The organism is Novosphingobium percolationis (genome assembly GCF_020179425.1).
Classification (GTDB): domain Bacteria; phylum Pseudomonadota; class Alphaproteobacteria; order Sphingomonadales; family Sphingomonadaceae; genus Novosphingobium; species Novosphingobium percolationis.
Genome location: NZ_JAILYM010000005.1, coordinates 147168 through 172866, shown reverse-complemented (window position 1 = coordinate 172866; position 25699 = coordinate 147168). Strand labels below are relative to the sequence as shown.

Genomic DNA, 25699 nt, shown 5'->3' with positions numbered 1-25699 from the left:
GTTGCATCGCGCCCTGTCGCAGCGCTGGAACCGTTGGGCGGCACCGGCATTGCGCGCAGGAGGTTGGCGTGAGCGCCGAGTTCAGCAAATGTTCAATGCCGATTCGCCAGGGGTTGGTAACCATCGCGAGCCCCGGCATAAGGAGCGCCGACAGGAATCCGGCCATGCGTCGCACCGAGCGGCGTTCACCGGGACAACCAGACATGGGAAACGGGACTGCACGTAACATGATCACGCCGAAACGTCTTGGCGCCACGCTCGCCGCCACCGGGATCGTGACCGGGCTGGGCCTGGCGGCGGCAACCCCCGCGCGGGCCACGCCCAATTGCGCCGGTCCCGCCAGCGATACCTGGATCAACGTCACCGTCGACAACGTACGCAACAGCAACGGCCTGATGGCGGTGACGCTCTACGCCGATGAATCGCGCAAGTTCCTCGTGCGCAACGGTTCGATGTACGTGGGCCGCGTGCCCGCAAGCGCGCCGGTGACCAGGATGTGCCTGTTCGTGCCCAAGCCCGGCGTCTACGCCATCGCGGTCTATCACGACGAGGATTCCTCGCAGACGATCAATCGTGGCGGGATGCTCGGGATTCCGACCGAGGGTTTCGGTTTTTCGAACAATCCGCCAACGATCGCCAGCCTGCCCGCGTTCCGGTCGGTGCGACTGCACATCGCCAAGACCAACCTTTCGACCCGGATCACGCTCAAGTATCCGTGATGCCGGGCACCACCAAGCCTGCAATCCTGCTGCCTGCGCCGGTTCTGCCGTCCGCGATGGAAGCACTGGACGGCCAGTTCACCGTGTATCGCCTGTGGGAGAATCCGGCTCGCGAAGCGCTGGCGTGCGTGCGCGGCATGGCGGCCAGCACGCTGGCGGGGCCGGTGGGGGCAGGGCTGTTCGACCAGCTGCCGGCGCTCGAAATCGTGGCCAACTTCGGCGTGGGGTATGACAACATCGACGTTGCCGCCGCGGCCGCGCGCGGAATCGTGGTGACCAACACGCCGGGCGTGCTGGACGAGGAAGTCGCCGACCTGACTCTGGGCCTGCTGCTGGCGACGCTGCGGCGATTGCCACAAGCCGACGCCTTCGTCCGGGCCGGGCACTGGGAGGCGGGCGGTTTTCCACTCTCGCCATCGCTGCGCGGGCGGCAGATCGGGATCCTGGGCCTGGGCGGTATCGGCAAGGCGATCGCGCGGCGGCTCGAGGGCTTCGGGGTCGACATCGCCTATCACGGTCGCACCCGGCAGCCGGGAGTGGCCTATCGCTGGCACCCGACGCCCGTCGCGCTGGCGCAGGCCTGCGACGTGCTGATCGCGATCGTGCCGGGCGGACAGGCGACGCGCCATCTGGTCGATGGCGAAGTGCTGGCGGCGCTCGGACCACAAGGCGTGCTGATCAACGTCGCGCGGGGCAGCGTCGTCGATGAAGCGGCGCTGATCGAAGCCTTGCAGCGTGGCGACATTCTGGCGGCGGGGCTCGACGTATTCGAGCGCGAACCGCATGTGCCGCAAGCCTTGCGCGCGATGGACAACGTCGTGTTGCTGCCGCACCTCGGCTCTGCCTCGGAATTGACGCGTCGCGCGATGGGCGCGCTGATGGTCGAGAATCTGGTCCGCTGGTTCGCCACCGGCACGCCGGTCACGCCGGTCACGCCGGTTGCGGAAACACCGTTCGGCTGATCCTGTTCGCGACAAGCGCGCGATTCGATCGGGGACCGATCCGCTCTAGGACTGCCCAGGTGCTGAAAAGGCTTCCCACTCTTCTGCGCTGGCTGCGCCGTCAGGTACGCGCAAGCGAATTGCTGTTCCTGGGGCTGGCCATTCTGGTGGGGATGGTCGGCGGCCTGTTCACTGTGCTGGTCGGCGCGGCATCGCGCATGGTGCAACACCTGCTGTTCGGTCTTCCGCCAGAATTGCGGCTGAGCGGGGCGGCAAGCCTGTCCTTCCCAGTCCTGCTGGCCCTTCCGGCGGGCGGCGCCGTGCTGGTCGCGTTCAACTGGATCGTGCAGACACGCAAGCGAGCGCTGGTCGACGCGGTGGAGGCCAATGCCCTCCATGGCGGACGCATGTCCGGACCCGACAGCGCGATCGTCGCAGCCCAGACGGTGATTTCGAACGGTTTCGGTGCTTCGGTGGGACTCGAAGCTGCCTATGCGCAACTGGGCGGCCTGTTCGGTTCGCTCGGAGCGCGTGTGATGAACCTGCGCCGTGCGGACGCACGCACGCTGGTGGGGGCAGGGGCAGGCAGTGCCATTGCGGCGGCTTTCGGCGCCCCGCTGGCAGGCGCATTCTATGCCTTCGAGATCGTGATTGGTGCCTATACGCCCGCTGCTATCGCTCCGGTGGTGGCAGCTGCGCTCGCGGGGGCGCAAGTCGCGCAGCGGTTGGGCGTCGTGCCCTATGTCGTCAGCGCGCAACCGGGGCCCGCGATTCACACCATGGGCTACGTCGCCTATGGCACGCTCGGCGCTGCCTGCGCGCTGCTGGGCATCGCGTTGATGCGCGGCGTGGCCCTGGTCGAAGCGGGCTCTCGCCGCTGGCTTTCGGGCAACCTGCGCCCGGCCGTGGGCGGATTCCTGCTGATCCCGCTGGCGCTGCTATCGCCGCAGGCCCTTTCGGCGGGGCATAGCGCGCTGCACATCGACATGACCGAAGCAGTACCCTTGGGCTTCATTGCGCTGGTCCTGCTGGCAAAGGCGACAGCGTCGATCGTGTCGCTGGGCTTCGGATTTCGCGGCGGCCTGTTCTTCGCCTCGCTGTTCCTCGGCACGCTGGTCGGCCACCTCTACGCCGGAATCCTCGGCCTCGCCTTCGGCCATCCGATCCTGAACATCGGCAATGCCTCGCTGGTGGGCATGGCGGCGCTGGCCGTGGCCGTGGTCGGCGGGCCGTTCACGATGGCGATGCTGGTGCTGGAAGCGACGGGCAATTTCAGCCTGACCGGTGCGGTGCTGGCAGCATCGCTGGTGTCCTCGACCCTGGTGCGCGAACTGTTCGGTTATTCGTTCTCGACCTGGCGCCTGCACTTGCGGGGCGAAACGATCACCAGCGCGCGCGACGTGGGCTGGGTGCGGACGCTGACCGCCGGGCGGATGATGCGCAAGGGCTTCGCCACGATCTCCGGCGATGCGACGATCAGCGAATTGAGGCGACGCTTTCCGCTGGGATCGACCAGTCGCGTGGTGGTACTCGACGGCACCGGGCGCTATACCGGAATCGCGACGCTGGCGGTGGCCTTTGCGGAAGGCGCGAACGCCGATTCAGCCGTTGCCACGATCTGCCATGCCGCTGACGCCACGCTGTCGCCCGAACAGGATATCGCGCAGGTGATGACCCGATTCGACGAGACCGGATCGGACGAACTGGCGGTGATCGACGCGGGCGGCGAAGTGCTGGGCCTCGTCACCGAAACCTACGTCCGGCGGCGCTATGCCGAAGAGCTCGACAAGGCGCAGCGCGAACTGTTCGGCGAGCGTTAGCGGTTCAGTCGCGCGACCAGCCGCGCACGATCTTCAGCAGTTCCTCGACGTGTTCGATCGGCGTGTGCTGGCCAATGCCATGGCCCAGGTTGAACACGTGCGGTCGGTCGGCGAAGGCTTTGAGCACGCGGTGGGTCTGCTTTTCCAGATCCGCGCCGCCTGCCAGCAGCAGCAGCGGATCGAGATTGCCCTGTACGGGCAGTCCGGCAGGCAGTTCGCGCGCGGCCCACACAGGGTCGATGGTTTCGTCCACGCCGACCGCGTTCACGCCGGTCTCGCGCGCATAGGCGGCAAGCTTTTCGCCCGCGCCCTTGGGGAATCCGATCACCGGAACGTGCGGGTAGCGACGCTGCATTTCGGCGGCGATCTTCGCGTTGGGCGCGATGACCCAGCGTTCGAATTCCGCAGGGGCAAGGCTGCCGGCCCAGGAATCGAACAGTTGCAGGCCTTCGGCGCCCGCTTCGACCTGGCCTGCAAGGTATTCGATGGTGACGTCGGTGATTGCGTCGATGATCGCCTGGAACGCGGAAGGATCGCGATAGGCGAGTGCCCGCGTATCGTGGTGGTCGCGGCTGCCCTCGCCTGCGACCATGTAGGTGGCGACCGTCCACGGACTGCCTGCAAAGCCCAGCAGGGTGGTCTGGGGCGAGATCAGGCCCTTCACGCGGGCCACGGTGTCATAGATCGGTGACAGGCGCTCAGGCGCCGCGACAAGGCTTTCCAGAGCCTTGTCGAGCAGGCGCGGTGACAGGTGCGGGCCTTCCCCGGCGAGGAACTGGAGATCCTGCCCCATCGCGTAAGGCACGATCAGGATGTCCGAAAACAGGATCGCGCCGTCGAATCCGAAGCGGCGCAGCGGCTGCACGGTGATTTCCGCGGCCGCCTCTGAATCATAGACCAGCGCGAGGAATCCGCCCTTTTCCGCCCGCAGTGCGCGGTATTCCGGCAGGTAGCGGCCCGCCTGTCGCATGAGCCAGATCGGCCGCTGCGCAAGGTTGGCGCCACGCAGGGTTTCGAGCAGCGGACCGGGCATTCGATCTGTCCAATCTTCAATAATAGATTCTTTTGAATCTGGTTGATGGATTCTGTTGGGCTGTGGATAGCGGGGATGGCGCGCCTCTGCCCGATTTGTGCCGGGCTCTCCACAAAAACTTGGGCTGCGACTCTGTGTTGAATCAGGAGCAAGCAAAAGTTCTCACGGATTCCCACAGGCTGTGGGTAACGCTTTCGACATGTCCACAAAGCGGCCTGCGAAGGACTCGTGACGGGTGTGAATCCGGCGCTCGAACTTGTCCCCGGCGCTGTCCCGTGGTTTATCGGCCCTCTTTCCACAGCCCTGTCCCATGGTGGGCGCGATCGGGGGTCCATGAAGCGGCTGCATCTGCATCTCCTGTCGGATTCCACCGGCGAAACGCTCGAAATGATCGCCAAGGCGGCGCTCGCGCAGTTCGACGATACCGACATCGTGCGGCATTTCTGGCCGATGGTGCGCTCGATGCAGCACCTCGACCGGATCATGGGCGAAATCGCCAACAATCCCGGGCTGGTGCTCTACACGCTCGTCAATGCCGAGACCCGCGACCGGCTGGAACAGCGCTGCGCGACGCTCGGCCTGCCGAGCGTCGCGGCGCTCGATGCGGTGACCGATGCGCTGGAGCAGCAACTGGGGATGGAAGCCAAGGGCCGCCCCGGTCGCCAGCACATCATGGACGATGCCTATTTCCGGCGCGTCGATGCGATCCAGTTCACCATCGCCCACGACGACGGCGTGGGTTGGGAAAACTGGGAGGAGGCCGACATCGTGCTGGCGGGGGTTTCGCGCAGTTCGAAGACGCCGACCTCGATCTACCTCGCCAATCGCGGGTACAAGGTGGCGAACATCCCGATCGTGGTGGAAAGCCCGCCGCCGCCGATGCTGTTTTCGCTGCGGCGGCCAATGATCGTCGGACTGACCACCAGCCCCGAACGGCTGATCCAGGTGCGGCGCAACCGGTTGCTGTCCTTGAACCAGGCGCCCGAGACGGCCTATGTCGATAACGACCACGTGACCCGCGAAGTGCAGTTCGCGCGGCGCATGTTCGCCGACAACGGCTGGCCGGTGATCGACGTTTCGCGCCGCTCGATCGAGGAAACCGCGGCGGCCGTGATCAACCTCTACAACGAACGCCGCGCCGCAGGCGGCGACACCACGCCCGGAGTGAAGCCGATATGACCCTTGTCCTCGCCAGCCAGAGCGCATCGCGCAAGGCCATGCTGGAAGCGGCGGGCGTGCCGTTCGAGGCGCGCAGCGCCGATGTCGACGAAGGCGAGATCAAGCGCGAGCTGATCGGGGTTCCGGGCTGCGAGATTGCCGGAATCCTTGCCGAAGCCAAGGCGTTGTGTGTCTCGATCGGCGAGCCGGGCCGATTGGTGCTGGGCGGGGATTCGCTCGTAGAATGCTGTGGCCGCCAGTTCGACAAGCCGAATAGCCGCGAGCAGGCGGTGGAGCATCTTGAGTTCTTCTCGGGCAAGGAGATGCACCTGCATTCCGCCGCCGTGCTGATCCGCGATGGGGTGACAGTGTGGAAAACCTGTGAGCTTGCAAAACTGCGGGTTCGCACGCTTTCTCCCGGGTTTATCGACAGCTATCTCGACAGGGAATGGCCGCAGGTTTCCGGCTGCGTCGGGGTGTTCCGGATGGAGGCGCTGGGGGTGCAGCTGTTCGACAGCGTGGAGGGCAACCACTTCACGATTCTGGGGATGCCGTTGCTGGCCGTGCTGGGCGCCTTGCGCGAACAGGGTGAACTGGCAGCGTGACCCAGCCTTACGCAGAAGTGATCGGCGATCCGATCGTGCAGTCGAAATCGCCCGCGATCCACGGGTTCTGGCTGGAAAAACTGGGAATCGACGCGGATTATCGCGCGACACATGTGACGGCGGACGGGCTCGCGGATTTCATCACGAGCAGACGCGGCGATGGCGACTGGCGCGGGTGCAACGTGACCATGCCGCACAAGCAGGCAGTGATCCCGCTGATCGACCGGCTCGATCCGCTGGCAGCCAAAGTGGGCGCGGTGAACACGATCGTGCCCGAAGGGAGCGAACTGGTCGGCTACAACACCGACGTTCCGGGCTTCCTCGAACCCTTGCAGCCGCTGCTGGGTGAAACGCACTATTTCCGCATGGCGCGGGTGCTGGGCACCGGCGGCGCGGCGCGGGCGATCATCGTCGGCCTTGCGGGTGAAGGGCTGGTGCTGGTGCTGGCCGGGCGCAATCCGGACAAGGCGCGTGCCTTGCTGGAGGAGCTGGACCCGGCGGGCGAACATCATGTCGCGCCGCTCGACCATTTTGCCGATGCGACCGATTTCGCGTTCGATGACCGGGAAGGCTGCCTTGATCTGGTGGTCAATGCATCGGCGCTGGGCATGACCGGGCAGCCGCCGCTGCGCTTCGACATGAGCCATGCGCCGCCGGGATCGGTGTTCTACGACATCGTGACGAGCCCGCTCGACACCGAATTCCTGAAAGCGGCACGCGCCGCGGGTTTTCGCACTGTTGATGGTCTGTCGATGCTGATCGGCCAGGCGGACCATGCCTTCCGGCGCTTTTTCGGCACCAATCCACCGCGCGGCGACGCGGACATCGAATTGCGGGAGAGACTGACGAAATGAGCCGTCCCTTCATTCTCGGGCTGACCGGCTCGATCGGCATGGGCAAGTCGGCGGTCGCGCTGATGCTGCGCGAGGAGGGCGTGCCGGTGTTCGATGCCGATGCCGCGGTGCACCAGTTGCAGGGGCCGGGCGGCCCGTTGCTGCCCGCGATCGAGGCCGCCTTTCCCGGCACGACCGGGCCGGAAGGGGTAAAGCGGGCAGAGCTGGGCGCGCAGGTCTTCGGCCATCCCGAAGCGCTGAAGCGACTCGAGGCCATCGTCCATCCGGCGGTGGCGAAGATGCGCGAGGCGTTCATGATCGAGCACGCGGGCCAGCCGCTCGTGGTGTTCGACATTCCGCTCCTTTACGAAAAGGGCCACGGGGAAGGGCTAGATGCGGTGGTCGTGGTTTCTGCGCCTGCCGAGATGCAGCGCGCGCGCGTGCTGGCGCGGCCCGGCATGACGCCGGAAAAATTCGCGCAGATCCTGGGGTTGCAGGTGCCCGATGCCGAAAAGCGCGCGCGGGCGGACTATGTGATCGATACCGGCGTGAGCCTCGCCGAAACCGAGGCGGAAGTTAAGGAATTGGTCCGGACGATAAGGCAAAAAAACCCGCGTTCATGACCGCGACTCCCCTTGCCAGTCCTGCGGAGCGGGTCCAGATTGCCTCCAATGCGTGAGATCGTTTTCGATACAGAAACGACCGGACTGGACCCGCGGGGCGGCGACCGGCTTGTGGAAATCGGCTGCATCGAGATGGTCAACCGCGTGCCCACGGGCGCGGTCTACCACTGCTATTTCAACCCCGAGCGCGACATGCCGGCCGAAGCCGAGGCCGTTCACGGCCTGTCGATCGCGTTCCTGTCCGACAAGCCGAAGTTTGCCGAAAAGGCGGCCGAACTGATCGATTTCCTCGGTGATGCGCCGCTGGTGGCGCATAACGCCGGGTTCGACTTCGGCTTCCTCAATGCGGAATTGACCATGCTCGGCATGGCCGAGGTCGACCGTGCACGCATGGTCGATACGGTGGCCATCGCCCGGCGCAAGCACCCCGGCGCCAAGCTCAGCCTCGATGCGCTGTGCTCGCGCTATGGCATCGATCGCAGCCACCGTACCAAGCACGGCGCGTTGCTCGACGCGGAACTGCTGGCGCAGCTCTACGTCGAACTGATGGGAGGACGGCAGATCGGCCTGGAACTGGCCGCCGATGCCGTCGTGGTGGGCAGCAGCGTCGAGACCGTCACGGTCGCCGCCGCCACGCTCGCCGTGCCCCGACCCTTCCGCGAGCCCCGGCCGCATGCGGCCAGCGCTGCGGAACTTGCCCGCCATGCCGAATTCATGGCGGGTTTCGGCGAGGCGATCTGGTCGCGTTGAGCGGCAGGTTGTCCCGCCCTTACGTGGAGGAGAACTGACGTATGGACATTCGCGTTTCGGGCCACCAGGTCGATACCGGCGCCGCCTTCGAGGCCCACGCCAACGATCGGCTGTCGGCCATCGTCGACAAGTACTTCTCCCGCGCGCTTTCCAGCCACGTCACGCTGGGCAAGGCGCCGCACGGCGGCTTTCGCTGCGATATCGTCACCCACGTCACGCAGGGGCTGATCCTGAAGGGCAGCGCCGAGGCGCAGGAGCCGCATATCGCGCTCGACCAGTCGGCGGAGAAGATCGACAAGCAGCTGCGTCGCTACAAGCGGCGGGTGAAGGCCCGCGCCGATGGCGCCGATCACGCGCGCAAGGCCGACGAAGCCGCACTCACCCTGAACGCCAGCTACACCGTGTTCGCGGTCGACGAGCACGAGGAAGAACCGGCCGATGCGCCGCTGGTGATTGCCGAGACGCGGGTCGACGTGCCCGAGGCGACCGTGTCGGACGCGGTGATGATGCTGGATCTGCGCAACACCAACGCGCTGCTGTTCAAGAACGCGGGAACCGGCGCGCACAACATGGTCTACCGGCGCGGCGACGGCTCGATCGGCTGGGTGGAACCGGCGCGCACCTGACCTCAACCTGAAACAGGAACCTGTCGCGCGCCCTGTGGCGAATCGCCATCGGGCGCGCGATTAGGTGCTTGCGCCGCCATGAATTCAGGCGCATGGCGCCCGCAACTTGAGCAGCGCCGCTTTCGCGCGCCGCCATCGGCATCAGCATTTCCCATGACCGCACTCTTTTCGATCGATCCCCTGGCAGTGCGCATCGTGCACGCCGAGACCAAGCAGCAGATCCTCGGTCAACTGGCCGAGCGTTTCGCGGCGGTCTATGCGCTCGATCCCGCCGAGGTGATCGAGCGGATCGAGGAGCGCGAGAAGCTGGGCAGCACCGGCTTCGGTCGCGGCGTCGCCATTCCCCATGCCCGGATCGCTGGCCTCGCCCGCCCGGTTGCGGCCTTCTTCCGGCTCGAACAGCCCGTGGCGTTCGAAGCGGCTGACGGCATGCCGGTCGATGTCGTGTTCGGGCTGCTTTCGCCCGAACAGGCCGGCGCGACGCATCTTCAGGCGCTCGCCGCGATCTCGCGGCTGATGCGCGACGAGCGGATGCACGAGCGGCTGGTCGCCGCGACCGATGCCGATGCGCTCTATGCGCTGCTGGTCAATGTCATCGACCGTGACGCTGCCTGATCCGGCTTCCGTCGGTGGAGACGGTGCGCAGTTCCACTGGCGCGCGCTCGAAGGACTCTACGCGTCGGCTCCGGTCAACCAGCTGTTCGAAAGCCATCTGGAAGTGCTTGGCGAAGGCCACGCGCGGATCGTGTTCGACGTGACCCCGCAAGTGTTCCATGCCGCGGGCGCGGCGCATGGCACGATCTATTTCAAGATGCTCGACGATGCGGCCTTCTATGCCGCCAACACGCTCGTCACCGACCGTTTCCTGCTGACCACCTCGTTCAACCTGCACTTCACGCGGCCCATCCACGGCGGCAAGGTCATCGCCGAAGGGCGCTGGCTGTCGGGCCGCCGCCGGGTGCTGGTGGCCGAAGCGCGGCTGCTTGACGAAGAGGGCGAGGAAGTGGGGCGGGGCACCGGCACGTTCCAGCGTTCGCGCATCGCGCTGTCCTCGCTGCCTGGTTACGCCGTCGGCGTTCCGGGCTGAACGGCGTTCGCTTGGACGAATCCAGACTCCCTGCACGAATCGAAGTGGCGGGCCTGATCCGCGTCACGCAGGCCGCGGGTGGCTTTGCCGCCGTGTTGCGCAAGGGCGAACCGGATGGCGGCACGATCCTTGTCGTCATCCTTGATAATCAAGGACTTGGCGTGCTTCATGAACGGATGCCGCAATTGGATGGCAGCCGGAAATGGGCCCGAACGAAAGTCCAAGATATTGATAATAAAATGGAATTTTGGGACTATCTGGATCGGCGCGGAGCGCAGGATCCGGATGTGTGGATAGTTGAACTGACCATCGCGGATGGCGAACGACTCATCCTGAACGGCGGATGACTGCCTCTCGCGCAGGTTGACTCTGCCGCATTGCAAAATAAAGGCACTCCACCGCAGTCGCGCAGGCGGCAGGTTCGGCATCAGCGCCGGGCTTGCTAGCACGCAGACGGGGGGCAGAAGACATGGGCTTCCGGTTCGAACGGTTCCATACGGGCTTGCCCGCATGATCGACCGCACGCGCCGCTCCGTGTACCGACGTCCACCGCCCAGTCATGACGTTGGATGAGCAAGCAACTTCGTATCGCCAGTGCCCTCAGCATTGCAGCGACCCTGATCACAACCCTGTTCAGCACCGCCAGTTCCGGTGCAGCCGCGCAGGATCCCGTGCCGAGCCACCGGCTCGAAGCCATGATCCCGGCCAAGGAAGCCCCAGGGTCTTCCGCCATCATCAGCTATTCCGCCGACGCGGCCTTTCCCGTCGACGAGCGCGTGCTGCCCCAGGATGAAGCGACCGCCGCTTCGCTGGATGACACCGCACCGCCGGTCGCCACCTCGCTTGCCGACCTCGTCGATGCGACGACTGCCCCCGAGCAACTGTCGGACGAGCTGCGCTGCCTTGCCGGCGCGATCTATTTCGAAGCCAAGAGCGAGACCATGGCCGGCCAGCTTGCCGTTGGCCGCGTGATCGTGGCGCGCGCGCGTTCGGGCCGCTTTCCAGCCTCTTATTGCGGCGTGGTCTACCAGCCCTCGCAGTTCTCGTTCGTGCGGGGCCATTCGATCCCCGCCGTGAACCCGGCCAGCCGCGACTGGATCAAGGCGACCAAGATCGCCATGATCGCCGACCACGGCAGCTGGAAGAGCCCCGTCGAAGGCGCGATGTTCTTTCATGCCGCGCGGGTTTCCCCCAGCTGGGGCAAGGTGCGCATGGCGCGCATCGACAACCATATCTTCTATCGTTGATCGATAGGGCGGGAGGTTCGCGAGCAGCGAGCCTCCCGCAGCGGCGCTATGGCTGCGTGATGAAGATCCAGCCGTCGCCGATCCGTTCCAGTCGTCCGCCCCGCACCCCGATCGCCGCCGCAACCTGCGCGGGCGAAGCACGGCGCGCGGCGACGTGTTCGGCCCAGTAGATCGTCGGGCAGGGCCCTTCGCGACGCGCTGAATCCGTAAGCGCGAAATGGTGGCGCGCGGCGACCTGGGCATAGGCCCAAGGCACAACCGCGCGGTTTTCCACCGGCGGCAGCGCCATCACATCGGCATTCCAGCGCAAGTCGGCGATTACCTGTGTCTGCGGGCAGCGGGCGACGATCCGCGCGATTCGCGCCGCCGTCCCGTCCCAACCGGGGCGGGCGAGCGTGCGCGTCACGTTGTGGGCGAGCGCCAGCAGTGCCACTGCGACAAGGCAGAGGTCGAGAAGCAGTCGCCCGCGCGTCATTTCGCGTGCCAGCCGCGCCGTTCCCAGCGCCAGGATCATGGCGATGATCGGGTGGATCGTGACGAAGTAGCGGTCGATCACGAAGGGCCGCACGAGGTGGATGGCGACCAGCAGCGCGAGCGCCAGTGCAAGGCCGCCAGCGAGGGCCGCCACCGTCGCGCTGTCCGGCGATAATCGCCGCGCGCGCAAGTCCTGCAGGGCGAGCCGGACAAGACCTGCCGATCCTGCCAGGGTCAGCGCCGGGTTGGCCGAAAGCGCCGCCAGGAGCTGGCCTTCGATCACCCAGCGCGCGGCGGACAGCCCGCCAGGAATCCAGAAGCTGCGCGTATTGGTGGCGATGGTCGAGGCCTGCAGGCCCATGCTCGCGACGAAGGGGACCCCAGCCAGCGCGCAGATCGCGAGGAAGCGCAGGGCCGCCGTGCGGTCGCCCGCCAGCCACAGGCGCAGCGCGAAGGCGAGCGCCAGCGCGCCCACGATCACCGTCGCGGCGAGGTGAACCGACCACGCCAGCGCCAGCGTCGCCCCAAGCGCCAGCGCACCCCGGCGGGACAGGCGTCCCGGCTGCACGAGCGCGACCAGCGCGGCGACCGCGATCGCACCTGCCGCCAGCGCGAGGAAATTGCCGCGCAGTTCGGCCACGCGGTCGATGAGGGGCGCGCTGGCGGCAAGCCCGGTGGCGTAGGCGAACAGCGTGGTGCGCAAGCGCGGGCGGCGCGCGGCAAGCGCCGCCAGCGCGAGCGCGACGGCGAGCGCTATCGCCAGATTCAGCAGGCGCCGCGGTTCGGCCGCGATGCCGAGCGCGTTGCTCGCCCATGCGAGCGCATAGAACAGCGGCGGGTGGTTGTCGGCCAGCCACATCGGCCAGGCTTCGCGCAATGGCAGGCCCGGCCGGGTGACGTAGAGCGTGTAGTATTCATCGTACCACGGGCTGCGCCGCGCGATCGCGAACAGCATGGCGACGCTGGTCGCTGCGGCGAGCAGTCCTGCCATGGCCGATCTTGCCCGATGGGCCTGCATCGTCGCTCCGTCGTGCTGTCGCGTCCGCGTGGGAATAGGCGAAAGGCCGGGCTGCGCAAACGCCCTTCAGGATGCGGCGGCGAGCCGTTGGCGCAGCCGGTCGATCGCGCTCGCCTCGCGCGGGGGGGCAGGGCGACGCCAGGCGCGTTCGAGCCGCATGATGCGTTCGTAGAGCCGTTCGCTTTCGTGGACCAGCATCCGGGCCTCGGCCGGCAGAAGCGCGAGCGCGGCGGCGTCGCTGGCAGGAAAATTGGCGACGAGCCGACCGTGGCGGCGCAACTGCAGCTCGGTCAGCTCGCCCGCGAAATGGGCGCGATGGTTGAGCAGCCAGGCCAGGCAATGCATCACCCGCGTGGTGGTGCGCAGCGCCTCGCAGCTGAGCTGGACGCGGGCGACATCGTCCGCCGGGCAATCGCGGCCCGAATCGAGGATGGCAATGCGGGCAAAGTCCTGCGCGCGCAGCCGTTCGAAGCGCGCGCGCACTTCGTCGGCGAGGACCAGCGCCTCGGCATAGAGGCCTTCCACGATGCGGGGATTGATGCTCGGCGTCCGCTCCATGGGCGGCAGATAGGACGGTTGGCGGCCCCTGCTCAACACTTGTGCGGGCCGATGATGCCGCCATCCCGGCCATGTCTCGTTACGGCACGAAGGGCGGATTCACAGGGGTTCGATCAAGGCGCTGACATCAGGCGATAATGTCCGGGATCAGGTAATCCTCGAGCATCGACATCTGGTCCTTCAGGCGCAACTTGCGCTTCTTCAGGCGGGCGATCTGGATCTGGTCGTGCACGCCGGCGTTGGTCAGGGCATCGATCGCGGCGTCGAGATCGCGGTGTTCAAGGCGCAGCGTTTCGAGTCGCTTGCGCATTTCGTCTTCGGTCACACCAATACTCCCATACGGCAAAGCACAGGGCCCGTCCCCACATACGGACCAACCCGGAGCCGCCGCAGCCCGACGCGGTTTGGCTTGCAAGATACGGCGAATATGGGAGCATGACAACGCGCCCGCACCGGACCGGATCGAGTCGAGTCGCCACGGCACTCGAGTCGCAACGAAATTCACAGTCGGGGCGGTCGCCAAGCGATCCCCGCGCGGGGGATGCGTTTCGCGCGCGGGGACAGTGGACGGGAAAACACCCACCAGGAGGTATCCGCATGGAAACATCGCATGTCAGCGCCTTGCAGACCAAGCACGCCGGCCTTGAACGCCGCATTGCCGAAGAAATGGCGCGACCTGTCCCCGACGATGTCCTCGTGATGGAACTGAAGAAGCGCAAGTTGCGCATCAAGGAAGAGCTTACCCAGCGACATTGATGTGCCTGCATTGCGCACGTGGCCGGCCCTTCACGGGCCGGTCTTTGCGTCTGGAATGACCTCGCGCTTCGCTACCCCGGCATTCGGGCATACGAATTTTCCCTCTCGAACCGCTGTGACGACGATTGCATCGCTTTGGGCGGTGCTTGCCGTTTGCAAGCGCGCGCCGCTAGGCTAGGCCATGGCCATGCTCTCTGCCGTCGCATCCGCCCGCGCCATCCTGACCTCGCTCCACGAGGTCATGGCCTCGCGCAGCAACGCCCAGGCCAAGCTCAACCAGATTGTCGAGGTGATCGGCGAAAACCTCGATAGCGAGGTCTGCTCGATCTACCTGCTGCGCGAAGGGATGCTCGAACTCTTCGCCACGCGCGGGCTCAACCAGGCGGCGGTCCACGTCACCCGGCTGGCGGTGGGCGAGGGCCTGGTCGGCACGATCGCCGCCAATATCGAGACACTGAACCTTGCCGAGGCGGCGGCGCACCCCGACTTCGCGTTCCGCCCGGAAACCGGGGAAGAGCGCTTCCATTCCTTCGCGGGCGTGCCGATCGTGCGGCGCGAGCGCGCCGTCGGCGTGGTCGCTGTGCAGCATGTCGAGCCGCGCCGCTACGAAGAGGTGGAGATCGAGGCGCTGCAGACCGTGGCGATGGTGCTGTCCGAGCTGATCGCCAATGCCGAGCTGATCGATGAAGAGGAAGTGCTGGGCGTGCCCGCGCACCTCACCGGGCCGGAGCGGCTGAAGGGGCTGACGCTGGTCAAGGGCCTCGCCAGCGGCGTTGCGGTGTTCCACCAGCCGCGCGTCACGATCGAGCACGTCGTCGCCGAGGATACCGAGGCCGAGCGCCAGCGCGTGATCCACGCCTTCGACAAGATGCGCGAACAGATCGACCGCATGGCCAGCCAGGCCGAATTCGGCGTGGGCGGCGAGCACGAGGAGGTGCTCGAGACCTATCGCATGTTCGCCTATGACGAAGGCTGGACCCGCCGGATCAACGAAGCGATCGATTCAGGGCTGACCGCGGAAGCCGCGATCGAGCGCGTGCAGCAGCGCACGCGGATGCGGATGCGCCAGATCGACGACGCGCTGCTCGCTGACCGGATGCACGATCTGGAGGACCTGTCGAACCGCCTGCTGCGGATCGTGTCGGGCCAGCTCGGCACCGCCGCCAGCATGGGGTTGAAGGGCGACGCGATCCTGATCGCGCGCAACCTGGGGCCGGCCGAACTGCTCGAATACGACCGGCGGCGGCTCAAGGGCGTGATTCTGGAAGAAGGCTCGCTGACGGCGCACGTGGTGATCGTGGCGCGGGCCATGGGCATTCCCGTGGTCGGTCGGGTCAAGAGCTTGCGCGGCAAGGTGCGCGATGGCGACCAGTTGCTGCTCGATGGCGACCAGGGCGTGGTCGACGTGCGGCCCGCGCCCGCGCTGGTCGAGGCTTTCGAGACCCGCTTTGCCAAGAACCGCGAGCGGCAGGCGCACTATGCCACGCTGCGCGATGTCGAGCCGCTGACGCGCGACGGCACGCGCGTGACGGTGATGATGAACGCAGGGCTGCGCGACGACATGCCTGCGCTGGCGATGACCGGCGCGGACGGGATCGGCCTGTTCCGCACCGAGTTCCAGTTCCTCGTTTCCGCCACGCTGCCTGCGCGCGAACGCCAGACCCGGCTCTATCGCGACGTGCTCGAGGCTGCCGGCGACAAGCCGGTGGTGTTCCGCACCGTCGATATCGGCGGCGACAAGGTGCTGCCCTATCTGCGCCACAACGACGGCGAGACCGAGGAGAACCCGGCGATGGGCTGGCGCGCGCTGCGCGTCGCGCTCGAACGCGACGGGCTGTTGAAGGTGCAGGCGCGCGCGTTGCTCGAAGCGGCGGGCGGGCGCACGCTCAACGTCATGTTCCCGATGGTGACCGAGCCGTGGGAGTTCGACGCGGCCAAGGCGGTGTTCGACAGCCAGCTGGCGTTCCTGAAGAGGCAGAAGAAGCTGCTGCCCGAAGCGATCCGCTATGGCGCGATGCTGGAAGTGCCCGCGCTTGCCGAGTGCCTCGATATCCTCGCGCCGCGGCTGTCGTTCCTCTCGGTGGGCACCAACGACCTGACGCAGTTCCTGTTCGCCGCCGATCGCGCCAATCCGAAGCTGGCAGAGCGGTATGACTGGATCAGCCCCGCGATCCTGCGCTTCCTGCGGCGCGCGGTGGTGACGGTTGCGCCCTTCGGCACCGACGTGACCGTCTGCGGCGAGATGGGCGGACGGCGGTTGGAGGCGCTGGCGCTCCTGGGCCTTGGCATCACGCGCCTGTCGATCACCCCGGCCGCGGTCGGCCCGGTCAAGGAACTGGTGCGCAAGATCGACGTGCGCGAGATTCGCGCGGCGATGGACGGCTGGCTGGCCGCACCGCCGCCCGACTTGCGCTCGGCCATCGCCGAATGGGCGTTCTTCCGCGGAATAGAGTGCGACTGACGACCGTTCGTGGGGTTAACCGCGCATTTCGTCGCCGGTCCCGCCATCGTGACGTCATCAGGCGTTGACATTGTCGCGGCAAGCGGGATCGTTTGCCGGTGGGGCGCTTAGAACCAGGGTTGCCAAGAAGACAATGAAGAACGGGAGTCGCGCCGTGGCCGGAGCCGACGGTATCGAGAACGTGCCGGACGAGCCTGCGGCTGCTTCGGGAGTCGTCGTGCCGGGACCGTTCGCTTCGGTGGGCAGTCGCCTGCGCGCCGCGCGCGAGGGCATGGGCCTTTCGATCAAGGACCTGTCGGTGCGCACGCGCATCACCACGCGCCATATCGAGGCGCTGGAAGCGGGCGATCACGCCACGCTGCCGGGGCGGCCCTATGTGCTGGGCTTTACCCGCAGCATCGCGCGCGAGGTCGGGCTCGATCAGGCCGAGATCGCCAGCGCGATCCGGCGCGAGCTGGATGCCAGCGCGCCTGCGCCCGAACCGCGCAAGATCAACCAGTTTGACGTCGACGATCCGGCCAAGACGCCCTCGCGCCTGCTGACCTGGCTGGCGCTGGCGCTGGCGGTGGGGATCGTCGTGCTGGGCGTGGGCCTGTGGCGCAGCTATTACTGGCCCTCGGCCGAGCTGCCCCCGCTGGTCGGCCCGTCCGCATCCGCCGTCCCGGCGGCCCGGCCGGTGGCGAAGGTGGCTACGCCGGTTGCCGTGGCCGCGACCAGTCCGGTGGTGTTCACATCGCTCGAAGACGGCGTGTGGGTCAAGTTCAGCGACGGCGCGGGCAAGCAGCTCATGCAGAAGCAGATGGCGAAGGGCGAAAGCTTCACCCTGCCCACCGATGTGCAGGGGCCGGTGCTGTGGACCGGGCGACCCGATGCGCTGGCGATCACCGTGGGCGGGCGCGCCGTGCCGCGGCTGGCCGAGCGCGAGGGAATCATGAAGAACGTGCCCGTTGATGGACCTGCGCTGCTGGCGCGGCCAGCGCCATCCGCCGCCGTGCCTGCCGCAGTGTCTGGCCCTGCGCCTGCGACTCAGGCCGCGACTCCGGCTCCGGCATCCACCGCCACGCGCTAAGCGCGGCTCGACAAGCGGCGCGGCCTGCGGCACATCAGGCGGACCGGCCATGCGCGGGAGGGGCGCCCGTCTCGTGCCGGTGGACAGACGGGAGTTACGATGACGACGATTTTCCGCGGCCGCGCCGCTCGCGCGGCGCTGGCTCTGGGCCTGATGGCCACCGCCACGCCGATGGCCTTGCCGACGCCTGCCATGGCGCAGGCGCAGGACCCGGCCGAGGCGCGCCTGCGCAAGATCGAGGCCGAATTGCGCGCGGTGCAGCGCAAGGTGTTTCCCGATGGCGCGGGCAAGACCTTCGGGCCCGAGATCACTGCGCCGCAAGTTGCGCCTGCAGCGCCTGTCGGCGCGCCTGCCTCCACCCCCGTGGCCGACCTGCTCGCGCGGATGGACGCGGTCGAGGCGCAGTTGCAGCGCCTGACCGCCGCCAGCGAGGAAGGGCAGAATCGCATGACCAAGCTTGAGGCGCGGATCGCCGCGCTCGAGCCGCCGCCGCCTGCTGCAACGGCGCCCGCTGCGGCTGAAAGTGCGCCAGCCCTGTCGCCCGTGCCCGCCGCCGCCGCGCCGATGGCGACGAAGCCTGCGTCGACAGGCGTGGCAAAGCCGGCGCCTGCGCCGACGACACGGCCCGCCCCGCCGCTGGCTCCCAAGCCGGTCGGCGCGCCGGCAGACCGCGTCGCGGCGGTCGAGGCGATCGCCAAGCCCTCGACCGGCGATGCGGGCGAGGACGAATACAGCTATGGCTATCGCCTGTGGGAAGCCAAGTTCTTCCCCGAGGCGCAGCAGCAGCTGACGCGCACCGCCGAGCAATATCCCAAGCACAAGCGCATCAGCTATGTGCGCAACCTGCTGGGCCGCGCCTATCTCGACGATAACAAGCCCGGCACGGCAGCGCAGTGGTTCCTGCAGAACTACCAGTCCGACAAGCAGGGCGAGCGTGCGGCCGACAGCCTGCTGTACCTTGGCGTGGCGATGGCAAAGCTCAAGGAAACGCGCCGCGCCTGCGTGGCCTTTGCCGAGTTCCGCAACGTCTATCCGGCCGAAGCGGCAGGGCGGCTCAAGAGCCAGCTCGACGCCGCGAGCAAGGCCGTCACGTGCAATTGAGGACGGGGCAATTGATACACTGACGACCCGCTTCGCGCGTGATCTTGCGGCGCTTCGGCCGGAAGGGCGCGCGCGGCTGGGACTTGCCGTTTCGGGCGGGCCGGACAGCGTGGCGCTGCTGTTGCTGATGCACGAAGTCGCGCCGCACGACTTTGCCGTGGCGACCGTTGACCACGGCCTGCGACCGGAAAGCGCGCACGAGGCGGGCGCTGTGGCTGCGTTGTGCGCCGCGCGCGCGATCCCGCATACCACGCTGACGCTGGCGCTCGCCCCTGGCACGGGCGTTCAGGAACGCGCGCGGGCGGCGCGGTATGCGGCGCTGGGCGACTGGGCCGGGCGCGAAGGGTTGGCGGCGCTGGTCGTCGCCCATCATGCCGACGATCAGGCGGAGACGCTGGCGATGCGTCTCAACCGGGGCGCCGGGGTGCGCGGGCTTGCCGGAATGCGGCCCCGCACGATGACGCCGGGACACCCCCATCTGCCGCTGCTGCGCCCGCTGCTGGGCTGGCGAAGGGCGGAACTGGCCGACGTTATCGCGCAGGCGGGCATCGAGGCGGCGGACGATCCTTCGAACCGCGATGCCCGGTTCGAACGCGTGCGCGTGCGGCAGGGGCTGGCGGCGTCGGATTGGCTGAAGGCCGAGCGCCTTGCCGCCAGCGCCGCCCATCTGGCCGAGGCGGACGCGGCGCTCGACTGGGCGGCGGCGCTGGCGCTGGCCCAGGTGCGCGACGAGGGTGACGCGCTGTTGTGGCGCCCCGATGCGCCGCGCGCTGTGGCCCTGCGCGTTCTGGAAAGCGTGGTGGCGCGGCTGGGGCGATCGGTGCCGCGCGGGCGGGACGTGGCGCGTTGGCACGATGCGCTGCAAGCCGGCGGCATCGCCACGTTGGCGGGTGTGCGGGGCGATGCGCGCGGCGATGCATGGCGTTTCAGCGTCGCGGCGGCGCATCGCGTCTAAGTCACGGCGACCGGCGTTTTCTGCGGGAAAGTTGTCTTCGTCACATCTTCGTGTCTAAATCTTCGGCAAGGACAGCAATCGCAACCGATTCCTTGGCCAAGGGGGGCCTGTCATGTCGAAGCTGATTTCTTCCGTCGCCATTCTTTCGCTGCTGGCGACGCCCGCCTTTGCCGAACCGAGGCAGGCCAAGGCCTCGAACGCGGAACAGCTTCAGCGCAAGGCGCAGGCCGACGTGCCGCATTGCGTGCGCAAGCTGGGCACGATCTCGATCATCGATGGCGACGATCCCAGCGGCTGGACGCAGTTCAGCCTCGCGCCGCCGCAGAAGCTGCTCAAGGTCATCGTCCAGCGTTCGGGCTGCTTCAACCTGGTCGATCGCGGCTCGGGCCTCGATGCAGCGAAGCTGGAGCGCAACATCGGTGGCAGCATGGGGCTGCAGCGCGGCTCGAACGTCGGGCAGAACCAGATCAAGGCGGCCGATTACGTGCTGGTGGCCGAAGTGCAGGCGGCGAACGGCAATGCGCAGGGGTCGGGTGCCGCAGGGGCCATCGGCGGGATCATCGGCGGGCCGTTCGGTGGCCTGCTCGGCGGGATCCGCAGCAAGAAGCTGGAAGCCAACACCGTGCTTTCGGTGACCAACGTGCGCACCACCGAGACCATCGCCACGGTCGAAGGCTATGCCGCCAAGAACGACATCAGCTTTGGCGCGGGTGGGGGCTTCTTCGGCGGGATCGGCGTGGGCGCGGTCGGCGGCGGCTATGACAACACCGATATCGGCCGCATCGTGACGCTGGCCTTCATCGACGCCTATTCCAAGCTCGTCACCGAACTGGGCGGCGTGCAGGCGGGCGATGCGGGCACGGCCGAAGCCAGCCCGACCAAGAGCTTTTCCGCGATCGCGCCCGTGATCCTGCGCAAGGCGCCCGCGCCGACCGGCGGCGTTATCCGCACGCTGGCGCCCGGATCGATCGTCTATCCCACCGGCAACAAGAACGGGCTGTGGTGGGAAGTGGCCGACGAGAATGACAACGTGGGCTGGGTGCTCAACACCAAGCTCCAGCCCGCGAAGTAATCCGCGATCAGTCGAGTGAGACGACGACCAGCGCCTTGGCCGGAAGATCGAGGGTCAGCGTCTCGCCCGCGATCTTCGCGCCGTGGAAGGGGCGGGGCGCGACCTGCTCGGCCTCGCCCGGCATGTTGTGCGCGTCCATCCTGTCGGCGGTGAGCACTTGCCCTGCCACAGTGCGTGCCTTCACGCCGCCCAGCGCCACCTTGTAGCCGCGCGTGGCATCGGCATTGGCGAGCGCGATCCAGACCTTGCCGTCCTTGCCCCGCGCGGCCGTGGCGGTGATCGCGGGGAAGCGGCTTTCGCCCGAGGCCAGTTGCGGCGAGGGCAGGTCGAGCGCCAGCGCGGTGGCATCCTGGAACGGCACGAAAAGCTGGAAGGCGTAGTAGGTGGGCGTCTTCGCCAGTTTTGCGCCGTCGGTCAGCAGCATCGCCTGCAAGACGTTCACCGCCTGCGCGATGTTGGCCATGCGCACGCGGGCGGCGTGGGCGTGGAAGATGTTGAGCGTTTCGGCGGCGACCAGCGCATCGCGCAAGCTGTTCTGCTGGTAGAGGTAGCCCGGCTCGGTGCCCTTTTCAGGCGCGTACCAGGTGCCCCATTCATCGACGTAGAGGCCGATGCGCTTGTCGGGATCGTGCTTGTCCATCACCGCTTCGTGCGCGCGCAGCACTTCGTCCATGCGCCAGGCCTGGTAGAGGATGTGGTTCCACTGCTCGGGCGGAAAGCCGGTGGCGCTGGCCATGTCGCGGCGCTCCCACTTGCCGTCGAACACGGTGTAGTAGTGCAGCGAGATGGCATCCATCATCGGTCCGGCCTTGGCCAGCACCACGTCCATCCACCGGGTGTCATCGTTGTTCGGACCCGACGCCACGCGCAGCGCGGCGTTGTCGTTGTGCATGTGGAAGGTCGAGCCGTTCCTGTGCATGAACGTGGCGAAGCGGCGATAGTCGTCGGCGAAGGCTTCGGGCGTCTGCGCGCCGCCACAGCCCCAGGCTTCGTTGCCGATGCCGACGAAGCCGAGCTTCCATGGCTCCTGCTGCCCGTTGGCGCGGCGTTCGTTGGCGATGGTATCGGCCGCGCTGGAGGTCATGTAGTCCATCCATTCGCGCATTTCGGACGGGGTGCTGGTGGCCATGTTGATCGCGACGTAGGAATCGGCGCCGATCTGGCTCAGGAAATCGAAATATTCGTGGGTACCGAAAGCGTTGCTTTCGAGGCCGCCCCACCAGTCGTTCTTGCGCACCGGGCGCTTTGCGGGCGCGCCGATGCCGTCGCGCCAGTGGTAGATGTCGGCAAAGCAGCCGCCCGGCCAGCGCACCACCGGCACATGCAGCGCCTTCAGCGCCTGCGCCACGTCGCTGCGCACGCCGCGCACATTGGGAATCGGGCTGTCGGGGCCTACCCAGATCCCGCCATAGATGTCCGCGCCCAGATGCTCGGCGAACTGGCCTTGCAGATAGCGCGACAGCACCGGCCCGGTCTTGTCGGCATGGAACGTGGCGGTCACGTCGGGCGCAGGGCCGGCCATGGCCGCGGGGGCAGCCAGCGTGGCGACCAGCGCCAGCAACGGCGCGACGATACGGGCGGGGCCTTTTTTCATCGGTGCTCTCTCCGGGTGTCGTGTGCGCGGCATCGCTTGACAGGACAGCGTTGTCAATATTTGTCGGAGTAGTCCGGGCCGCGCGAACCTGCCGTCCCGCGCAAGGTTTTCGCACATAGGGTTATATTGCCATTCACTCAGCCGATCCTACATTGGGATCAAACGCGTGCGGCGAGTCCGCCTCCCGGAAAGAGCATTGGCATGAACGACGACCAGCCGCAGGGTAATCCCTGGATCAAGAGCCTCCTTGTGTGGGGGGGCATTTTCCTCGCCCTGCTGCTGGTGGTCTCGATGTTCGGCGCCAAGACCGACGCGACCGGCACGATGATCCGCTACTCCGACTTCCGCACGCGCGTGGCCGAAGGCGCGGTGAAGGAAGTGCAGATCGCGCCCGATCGCATTACCGGCACGCTCAAGAACGACCAGCAGTTCTCCACCGTCCCCGTGCAGGGCGATGCCGACCTGCCCAAGCTGCTGCAGGACAATGGCGTGCAGTATTCGGGCAAGGCGACCGAGGAGCCGAACCTGCTGCTTTATATCCTGGCGCAGTCGCTGCCGTTCCTGCTGATCCTGGGCGTGGCGTTCTTCGCGCTGCGCCAGGTGCAGAAGGGTGGCGGTTCGGGCGCGATGGGCTTCGGCAAGTCCAAGGCCAAGCTGCTGACCGAACGTTCGGGCCGCGTCACCTTCGACGACGTGGCGGGCATCGACGAAGCGCGCGAGGAACTGGAGGAAATCGTCGAGTTCCTGCGCGATCCTTCGCGGTTCTCCAAGCTCGGCGGCCAGATCCCCAAGGGCGCGCTGCTGGTCGGCAGCCCCGGCACCGGCAAGACGCTGCTCGCCCGAGCCATCGCGGGTGAGGCGGGCGTACCGTTCTTCACCATTTCCGGCTCGGACTTCGTGGAAATGTTCGTCGGCGTCGGCGCCAGCCGCGTGCGCGACATGTTCGAACAGGCCAAGAAGAACGCGCCGTGCATCGTCTTCATCGACGAAATCGACGCGGTCGGCCGCCATCGCGGCCACGGCCTCGGCAATTCGAACGACGAACGTGAACAGACGCTCAACCAGCTGCTGGTCGAGATGGACGGGTTCGAGGCGAACGAAGGCATCATCATCATCGCGGCGACCAACCGCCCCGACGTGCTCGACCCGGCGCTGCTGCGCCCGGGTCGCTTCGACCGCCAGGTCGTGGTGCCGATCCCCGATATCGAAGGTCGCGAGAAGATCCTGTCGGTCCACATGAAGAAGGTGCCGCTGGCGCCTGACGTCAACCCGCGCACGATCGCGCGCGGCACGCCGGGCTTTTCGGGCGCGGACCTTGCCAACCTCGTCAACGAAGCAGCGCTGCTGGCCGCGCGCCGGAACAAGCGGCTGGTCGCGATGCAGGAATTCGAGGACGCCAAGGACAAGGTCATGATGGGCGCGGAACGCCGCAGCATGGTGATGACCGACGACGAAAAGAAGATGACCGCTTATCACGAGGCGGGCCATGCGCTCGTTTCGGTGCACGAACCGGCGAGCGATCCGATCCACAAGGCCACGATCATTCCGCGCGGCCGGGCGCTGGGCATGGTCATGCGCCTGCCCGAGCGCGACAGCTATTCCTACCACCGCGACAAGATGCACGCGAACCTGTCGGTCTCGATGGGCGGGCGCGTGGCCGAGGAGATCATCTTCGGGCATGACAAGGTTTCGTCGGGCGCTTCGTCGGACATCCAGTACGCCACGAGCCTTGCGCGCAGCATGGTCACCAAGTGGGGCATGTCGGACAAGCTGGGGCCGCTGATGTACGAGGAAAGCCAGGACGGCTACCTCGGCATGGGCAGCACGCAGCGCACGATGATGTCGAGCGAGACCAACAAGCTGATCGACAGCGAGATCCGCGGTCTGGTCGAGGGCGCGCACGCGCGCGCCACGGACATCCTCAAGACCCACGAGGAAAAGCTGCACCTGCTGGCGCAGGCCCTGCTCGAATACGAGACGCTGACCGGCGACGAGATCAAGACGCTGCTGGAAGATGGCACGATCGACCGCCCCGGCGCTCCCACCGGCCCGGCGCGTCCGGTGTCGGCGCAAGGGTCCGCCGTGCCGCGTGCGGGGCGCCGCTTTGCGGGTTCGACCGGCGGCACCCAGCCGCTCGGTGCCTGATCCTTCTGCAACCGGGGGCAACGTGGCCGGAACGACCGAAGCAATCGTGATCCGCGTCTATGGCGGGCCGGAAGTGTTGCAGCTGGAAACCGTCGCCCTGCCCGAACCCGGGCCGGGGCAGGTGCTGCTGCGCCAGCGCGCGGTCTCGGTCAATTTCCACGATGTCTACGTGCGGTCGGGCGCCTACAAGACGCTGGCGCTGCCGGGCACGCCGGGGCTGGAAGCGGTCGGTGTGGTGGAGGCGGTGGGCGAAGGCGTGACCGACCTGACCGTCGGCCAGCGCGTGGCCTATATCGACAAGGCCTATGGCGCCTATGCCCGCGCGCGCGTGCTCAATGCCGCGCTTGCCGCGCCCGTGCCCGATGGAATCGACGATGGCGTGGCCTCGGCGTGGTTCCTGAAAGGGCTGACCGCGCAGGCGCTGGTCGACGAGGTCGAGCCGGTGCGTGAAGGTATGACCGTGCTGGCGCAGGCGGCCGCGGGTGGCGTGGGCCAGCTGGTGGCGCGCATGGCGAAGTTGCGCGGCGCGACCGTCATCGGCACGGTCGGCTCGCCCGAAAAGGTCGCGGTGGCCAGGGCCGCCGGTTGCGATCATGTGATTCTCTACCGCGAGGAAGACGTCGCCGCGCGCGTGGCCGAACTGACCGGCGGCGCTGGTGTCCACGTGGCGTTCGATGCGGTGGGCAAGGACAGCTTCGAAGGCTCGCTCGCCAGCCTGGGCGCGCTGGGCCATCTCGTGCATTACGGGCAGGCTTCCGGGCCAATCCCGCCGTTCGACCTGTCGCGGCTCGGCGCGAAGTCGGCGAAGGTGTCTCGCCCGTTCCTGTGGCCTTACATCCAGCCGCGCGAAAAGCTGCTCTCCGCCTCGGCCAGCCTGTTCGGCATGATGGCGCAAGGGCAATTGCCGCTGTCGCTGGGCGGGCGTTTCCCGCTGGCCGAGGCTGCTTCCGCCCACGCCGCGCTGGAAGCCCGCGCGGCGGGCCCGTTCGTTCTCGACTGCTGAATCGAAGCTGGATTCGCAGCGATTTCCGAGCCGCCGGATGAGATCATCCGG

General features: G+C 67.3%; 26 protein-coding genes. 21 read left to right on the top strand and 5 right to left on the bottom strand.

Annotated features, from left to right (window positions below; translation table 11 throughout):
- Nucleotides 1–227 precede the first annotated feature (227 nt).
- Genes K3A84_RS14270 through K3A84_RS14260 form a run of 3 tightly spaced genes read left to right on the top strand, consistent with a single transcriptional unit; the run spans nucleotide 228 to nucleotide 3480 of the window.
- The gene (locus tag K3A84_RS14270; protein WP_225010021.1) at nucleotides 228–719 is read left to right on the top strand and encodes a DUF2141 domain-containing protein; all 492 of its coding nucleotides are present in this window, start codon (nucleotides 228–230) and stop codon (nucleotides 717–719) included.
- Nucleotides 719–1681 carry a 2-hydroxyacid dehydrogenase gene (locus K3A84_RS14265; RefSeq protein ID WP_225010020.1) on the top strand — a complete coding sequence of 321 codons (963 nt, stop codon included), beginning with the start codon at nucleotides 719–721 and terminating at the stop codon, nucleotides 1679–1681. The genes K3A84_RS14270 and K3A84_RS14265 overlap by 1 nt, the downstream gene beginning before the upstream one ends.
- A gap of 59 nt (nucleotides 1682–1740) precedes the next feature.
- On the top strand, nucleotides 1741–3480 hold the full coding sequence (locus tag K3A84_RS14260) for a chloride channel protein (protein WP_225010019.1): 1740 nt from the start codon (nucleotides 1741–1743) through the stop codon (nucleotides 3478–3480).
- Nucleotides 3481–3484: 4 nt separating this feature from the next.
- On the opposite strand, the gene hemE is transcribed toward K3A84_RS14260, so the two are convergent.
- Nucleotides 3485–4513, bottom strand: coding sequence for a uroporphyrinogen decarboxylase (gene hemE, locus K3A84_RS14255; RefSeq protein WP_225010018.1), 1029 nt, complete (start codon nucleotides 4511–4513; stop codon nucleotides 3485–3487).
- A gap of 333 nt (nucleotides 4514–4846) precedes the next feature.
- Here hemE and K3A84_RS14250 point away from each other — a divergent pair, with 333 nt between their 5' ends.
- From K3A84_RS14250 to K3A84_RS14205, 10 genes are all read left to right on the top strand, one after another.
- On the top strand, nucleotides 4847–5692 hold the full coding sequence (locus tag K3A84_RS14250; RefSeq protein WP_225010017.1) for a pyruvate, water dikinase regulatory protein: 846 nt from the start codon (nucleotides 4847–4849) through the stop codon (nucleotides 5690–5692).
- Nucleotides 5689–6276, top strand: a complete 588-nt coding sequence (locus K3A84_RS14245; protein WP_225010016.1) for a Maf family protein — start codon at nucleotides 5689–5691, stop codon at nucleotides 6274–6276. The genes K3A84_RS14250 and K3A84_RS14245 overlap by 4 nt, the downstream gene beginning before the upstream one ends.
- Complete coding sequence (locus tag K3A84_RS14240; protein ID WP_225010015.1) at nucleotides 6273–7130, top strand: shikimate dehydrogenase family protein; 858 nt, start codon at nucleotides 6273–6275, stop codon at nucleotides 7128–7130. Before K3A84_RS14245 ends, K3A84_RS14240 begins: the two co-directional genes overlap by 4 nt.
- The gene (gene coaE, locus K3A84_RS14235) at nucleotides 7127–7732 is read left to right on the top strand and encodes a dephospho-CoA kinase (protein ID WP_225010014.1); all 606 of its coding nucleotides are present in this window, start codon (nucleotides 7127–7129) and stop codon (nucleotides 7730–7732) included. The genes K3A84_RS14240 and coaE overlap by 4 nt, the downstream gene beginning before the upstream one ends.
- A 48-nt stretch (nucleotides 7733–7780) precedes the next feature.
- The gene (gene dnaQ / locus K3A84_RS14230) at nucleotides 7781–8482 is read left to right on the top strand and encodes a DNA polymerase III subunit epsilon (RefSeq protein ID WP_225010013.1); all 702 of its coding nucleotides are present in this window, start codon (nucleotides 7781–7783) and stop codon (nucleotides 8480–8482) included.
- Between the two features lie 41 nt (nucleotides 8483–8523).
- On the top strand, nucleotides 8524–9108 hold the full coding sequence (gene hpf / locus K3A84_RS14225; protein ID WP_225010012.1) for a ribosome hibernation-promoting factor, HPF/YfiA family: 585 nt from the start codon (nucleotides 8524–8526) through the stop codon (nucleotides 9106–9108).
- A gap of 153 nt (nucleotides 9109–9261) precedes the next feature.
- The gene (locus K3A84_RS14220) at nucleotides 9262–9723 is read left to right on the top strand and encodes a PTS sugar transporter subunit IIA (protein ID WP_225010011.1); all 462 of its coding nucleotides are present in this window, start codon (nucleotides 9262–9264) and stop codon (nucleotides 9721–9723) included.
- The gene (locus K3A84_RS14215) at nucleotides 9698–10195 is read left to right on the top strand and encodes a PaaI family thioesterase (RefSeq protein WP_225010010.1); all 498 of its coding nucleotides are present in this window, start codon (nucleotides 9698–9700) and stop codon (nucleotides 10193–10195) included. The genes K3A84_RS14220 and K3A84_RS14215 overlap by 26 nt, the downstream gene beginning before the upstream one ends.
- A gap of 11 nt (nucleotides 10196–10206) precedes the next feature.
- A complete protein-coding gene (locus K3A84_RS14210; RefSeq protein ID WP_225010009.1) occupies nucleotides 10207–10542 on the top strand; it encodes a DUF1491 family protein in 336 nt (111 codons plus the stop codon).
- A 222-nt stretch (nucleotides 10543–10764) separates the two neighbouring features.
- Complete coding sequence (locus K3A84_RS14205) at nucleotides 10765–11442, top strand: cell wall hydrolase (RefSeq protein WP_225010008.1); 678 nt, start codon at nucleotides 10765–10767, stop codon at nucleotides 11440–11442.
- 46 nt (nucleotides 11443–11488) lie between these two features.
- Here the strand turns inward: K3A84_RS14205 and K3A84_RS14200 are convergent, their stop codons facing one another.
- The 3 genes from K3A84_RS14200 to K3A84_RS14190 all read right to left on the bottom strand — a co-directional run bounded on the left by K3A84_RS14200 (nucleotide 11489) and on the right by K3A84_RS14190 (nucleotide 13817).
- Entirely contained in the window at nucleotides 11489–12907 is a 1419-nt protein-coding gene (locus K3A84_RS14200; RefSeq protein WP_225010007.1) for a hypothetical protein, read from the bottom strand.
- 93 nt (nucleotides 12908–13000) lie between these two features.
- Nucleotides 13001–13492 (bottom strand): DUF1465 family protein, encoded by a 492-nt coding sequence (locus K3A84_RS14195; protein WP_225010006.1) that lies wholly within the window; start codon nucleotides 13490–13492, stop codon nucleotides 13001–13003.
- 127 nt (nucleotides 13493–13619) lie between these two features.
- Nucleotides 13620–13817 carry a YdcH family protein gene (locus K3A84_RS14190; protein ID WP_225010005.1) on the bottom strand — a complete coding sequence of 66 codons (198 nt, stop codon included), beginning with the start codon at nucleotides 13815–13817 and terminating at the stop codon, nucleotides 13620–13622.
- A gap of 272 nt (nucleotides 13818–14089) precedes the next feature.
- Here K3A84_RS14190 and K3A84_RS14185 point away from each other — a divergent pair, with 272 nt between their 5' ends.
- The 6 genes from K3A84_RS14185 to K3A84_RS14160 all read left to right on the top strand — a co-directional run bounded on the left by K3A84_RS14185 (nucleotide 14090) and on the right by K3A84_RS14160 (nucleotide 20906).
- Nucleotides 14090–14248: a YdcH family protein gene (locus K3A84_RS14185; protein ID WP_225010004.1), complete on the top strand. Its 159-nt coding sequence runs from the start codon at nucleotides 14090–14092 to the stop codon at nucleotides 14246–14248.
- Between the two features lie 181 nt (nucleotides 14249–14429).
- Nucleotides 14430–16709 (top strand): phosphoenolpyruvate--protein phosphotransferase, encoded by a 2280-nt coding sequence (ptsP, locus tag K3A84_RS14180; protein ID WP_404823167.1) that lies wholly within the window; start codon nucleotides 14430–14432, stop codon nucleotides 16707–16709.
- A 154-nt stretch (nucleotides 16710–16863) separates the two neighbouring features.
- Nucleotides 16864–17778: a helix-turn-helix domain-containing protein gene (locus K3A84_RS14175; protein WP_225010003.1), complete on the top strand. Its 915-nt coding sequence runs from the start codon at nucleotides 16864–16866 to the stop codon at nucleotides 17776–17778.
- 99 nt (nucleotides 17779–17877) lie between these two features.
- Entirely contained in the window at nucleotides 17878–18879 is a 1002-nt protein-coding gene (locus K3A84_RS14170) for a tetratricopeptide repeat protein (RefSeq protein ID WP_225010002.1), read from the top strand.
- On the top strand, nucleotides 18788–19834 hold the full coding sequence (gene tilS, locus K3A84_RS14165; RefSeq protein ID WP_404823166.1) for a tRNA lysidine(34) synthetase TilS: 1047 nt from the start codon (nucleotides 18788–18790) through the stop codon (nucleotides 19832–19834). The genes K3A84_RS14170 and tilS overlap by 92 nt, the downstream gene beginning before the upstream one ends.
- A gap of 112 nt (nucleotides 19835–19946) precedes the next feature.
- Nucleotides 19947–20906 (top strand): CsgG/HfaB family protein, encoded by a 960-nt coding sequence (locus tag K3A84_RS14160; RefSeq protein ID WP_225010001.1) that lies wholly within the window; start codon nucleotides 19947–19949, stop codon nucleotides 20904–20906.
- Between the two features lie 7 nt (nucleotides 20907–20913).
- On the opposite strand, the gene K3A84_RS14155 is transcribed toward K3A84_RS14160, so the two are convergent.
- Nucleotides 20914–22500: an alpha-N-arabinofuranosidase gene (locus K3A84_RS14155; protein WP_225010000.1), complete on the bottom strand. Its 1587-nt coding sequence runs from the start codon at nucleotides 22498–22500 to the stop codon at nucleotides 20914–20916.
- A gap of 201 nt (nucleotides 22501–22701) precedes the next feature.
- Between K3A84_RS14155 and ftsH the strand changes: the two genes are divergently transcribed.
- Both ftsH and K3A84_RS14145 read left to right on the top strand, forming a co-directional pair.
- Nucleotides 22702–24645 carry an ATP-dependent zinc metalloprotease FtsH gene (gene ftsH, locus K3A84_RS14150; RefSeq protein ID WP_225009999.1) on the top strand — a complete coding sequence of 648 codons (1944 nt, stop codon included), beginning with the start codon at nucleotides 22702–22704 and terminating at the stop codon, nucleotides 24643–24645.
- Nucleotides 24638–25648, top strand: a complete 1011-nt coding sequence (locus K3A84_RS14145; RefSeq protein WP_225009998.1) for a quinone oxidoreductase family protein — start codon at nucleotides 24638–24640, stop codon at nucleotides 25646–25648. The genes ftsH and K3A84_RS14145 overlap by 8 nt, the downstream gene beginning before the upstream one ends.
- The last annotated feature ends 51 nt before the right edge of the window (nucleotides 25649–25699 follow it).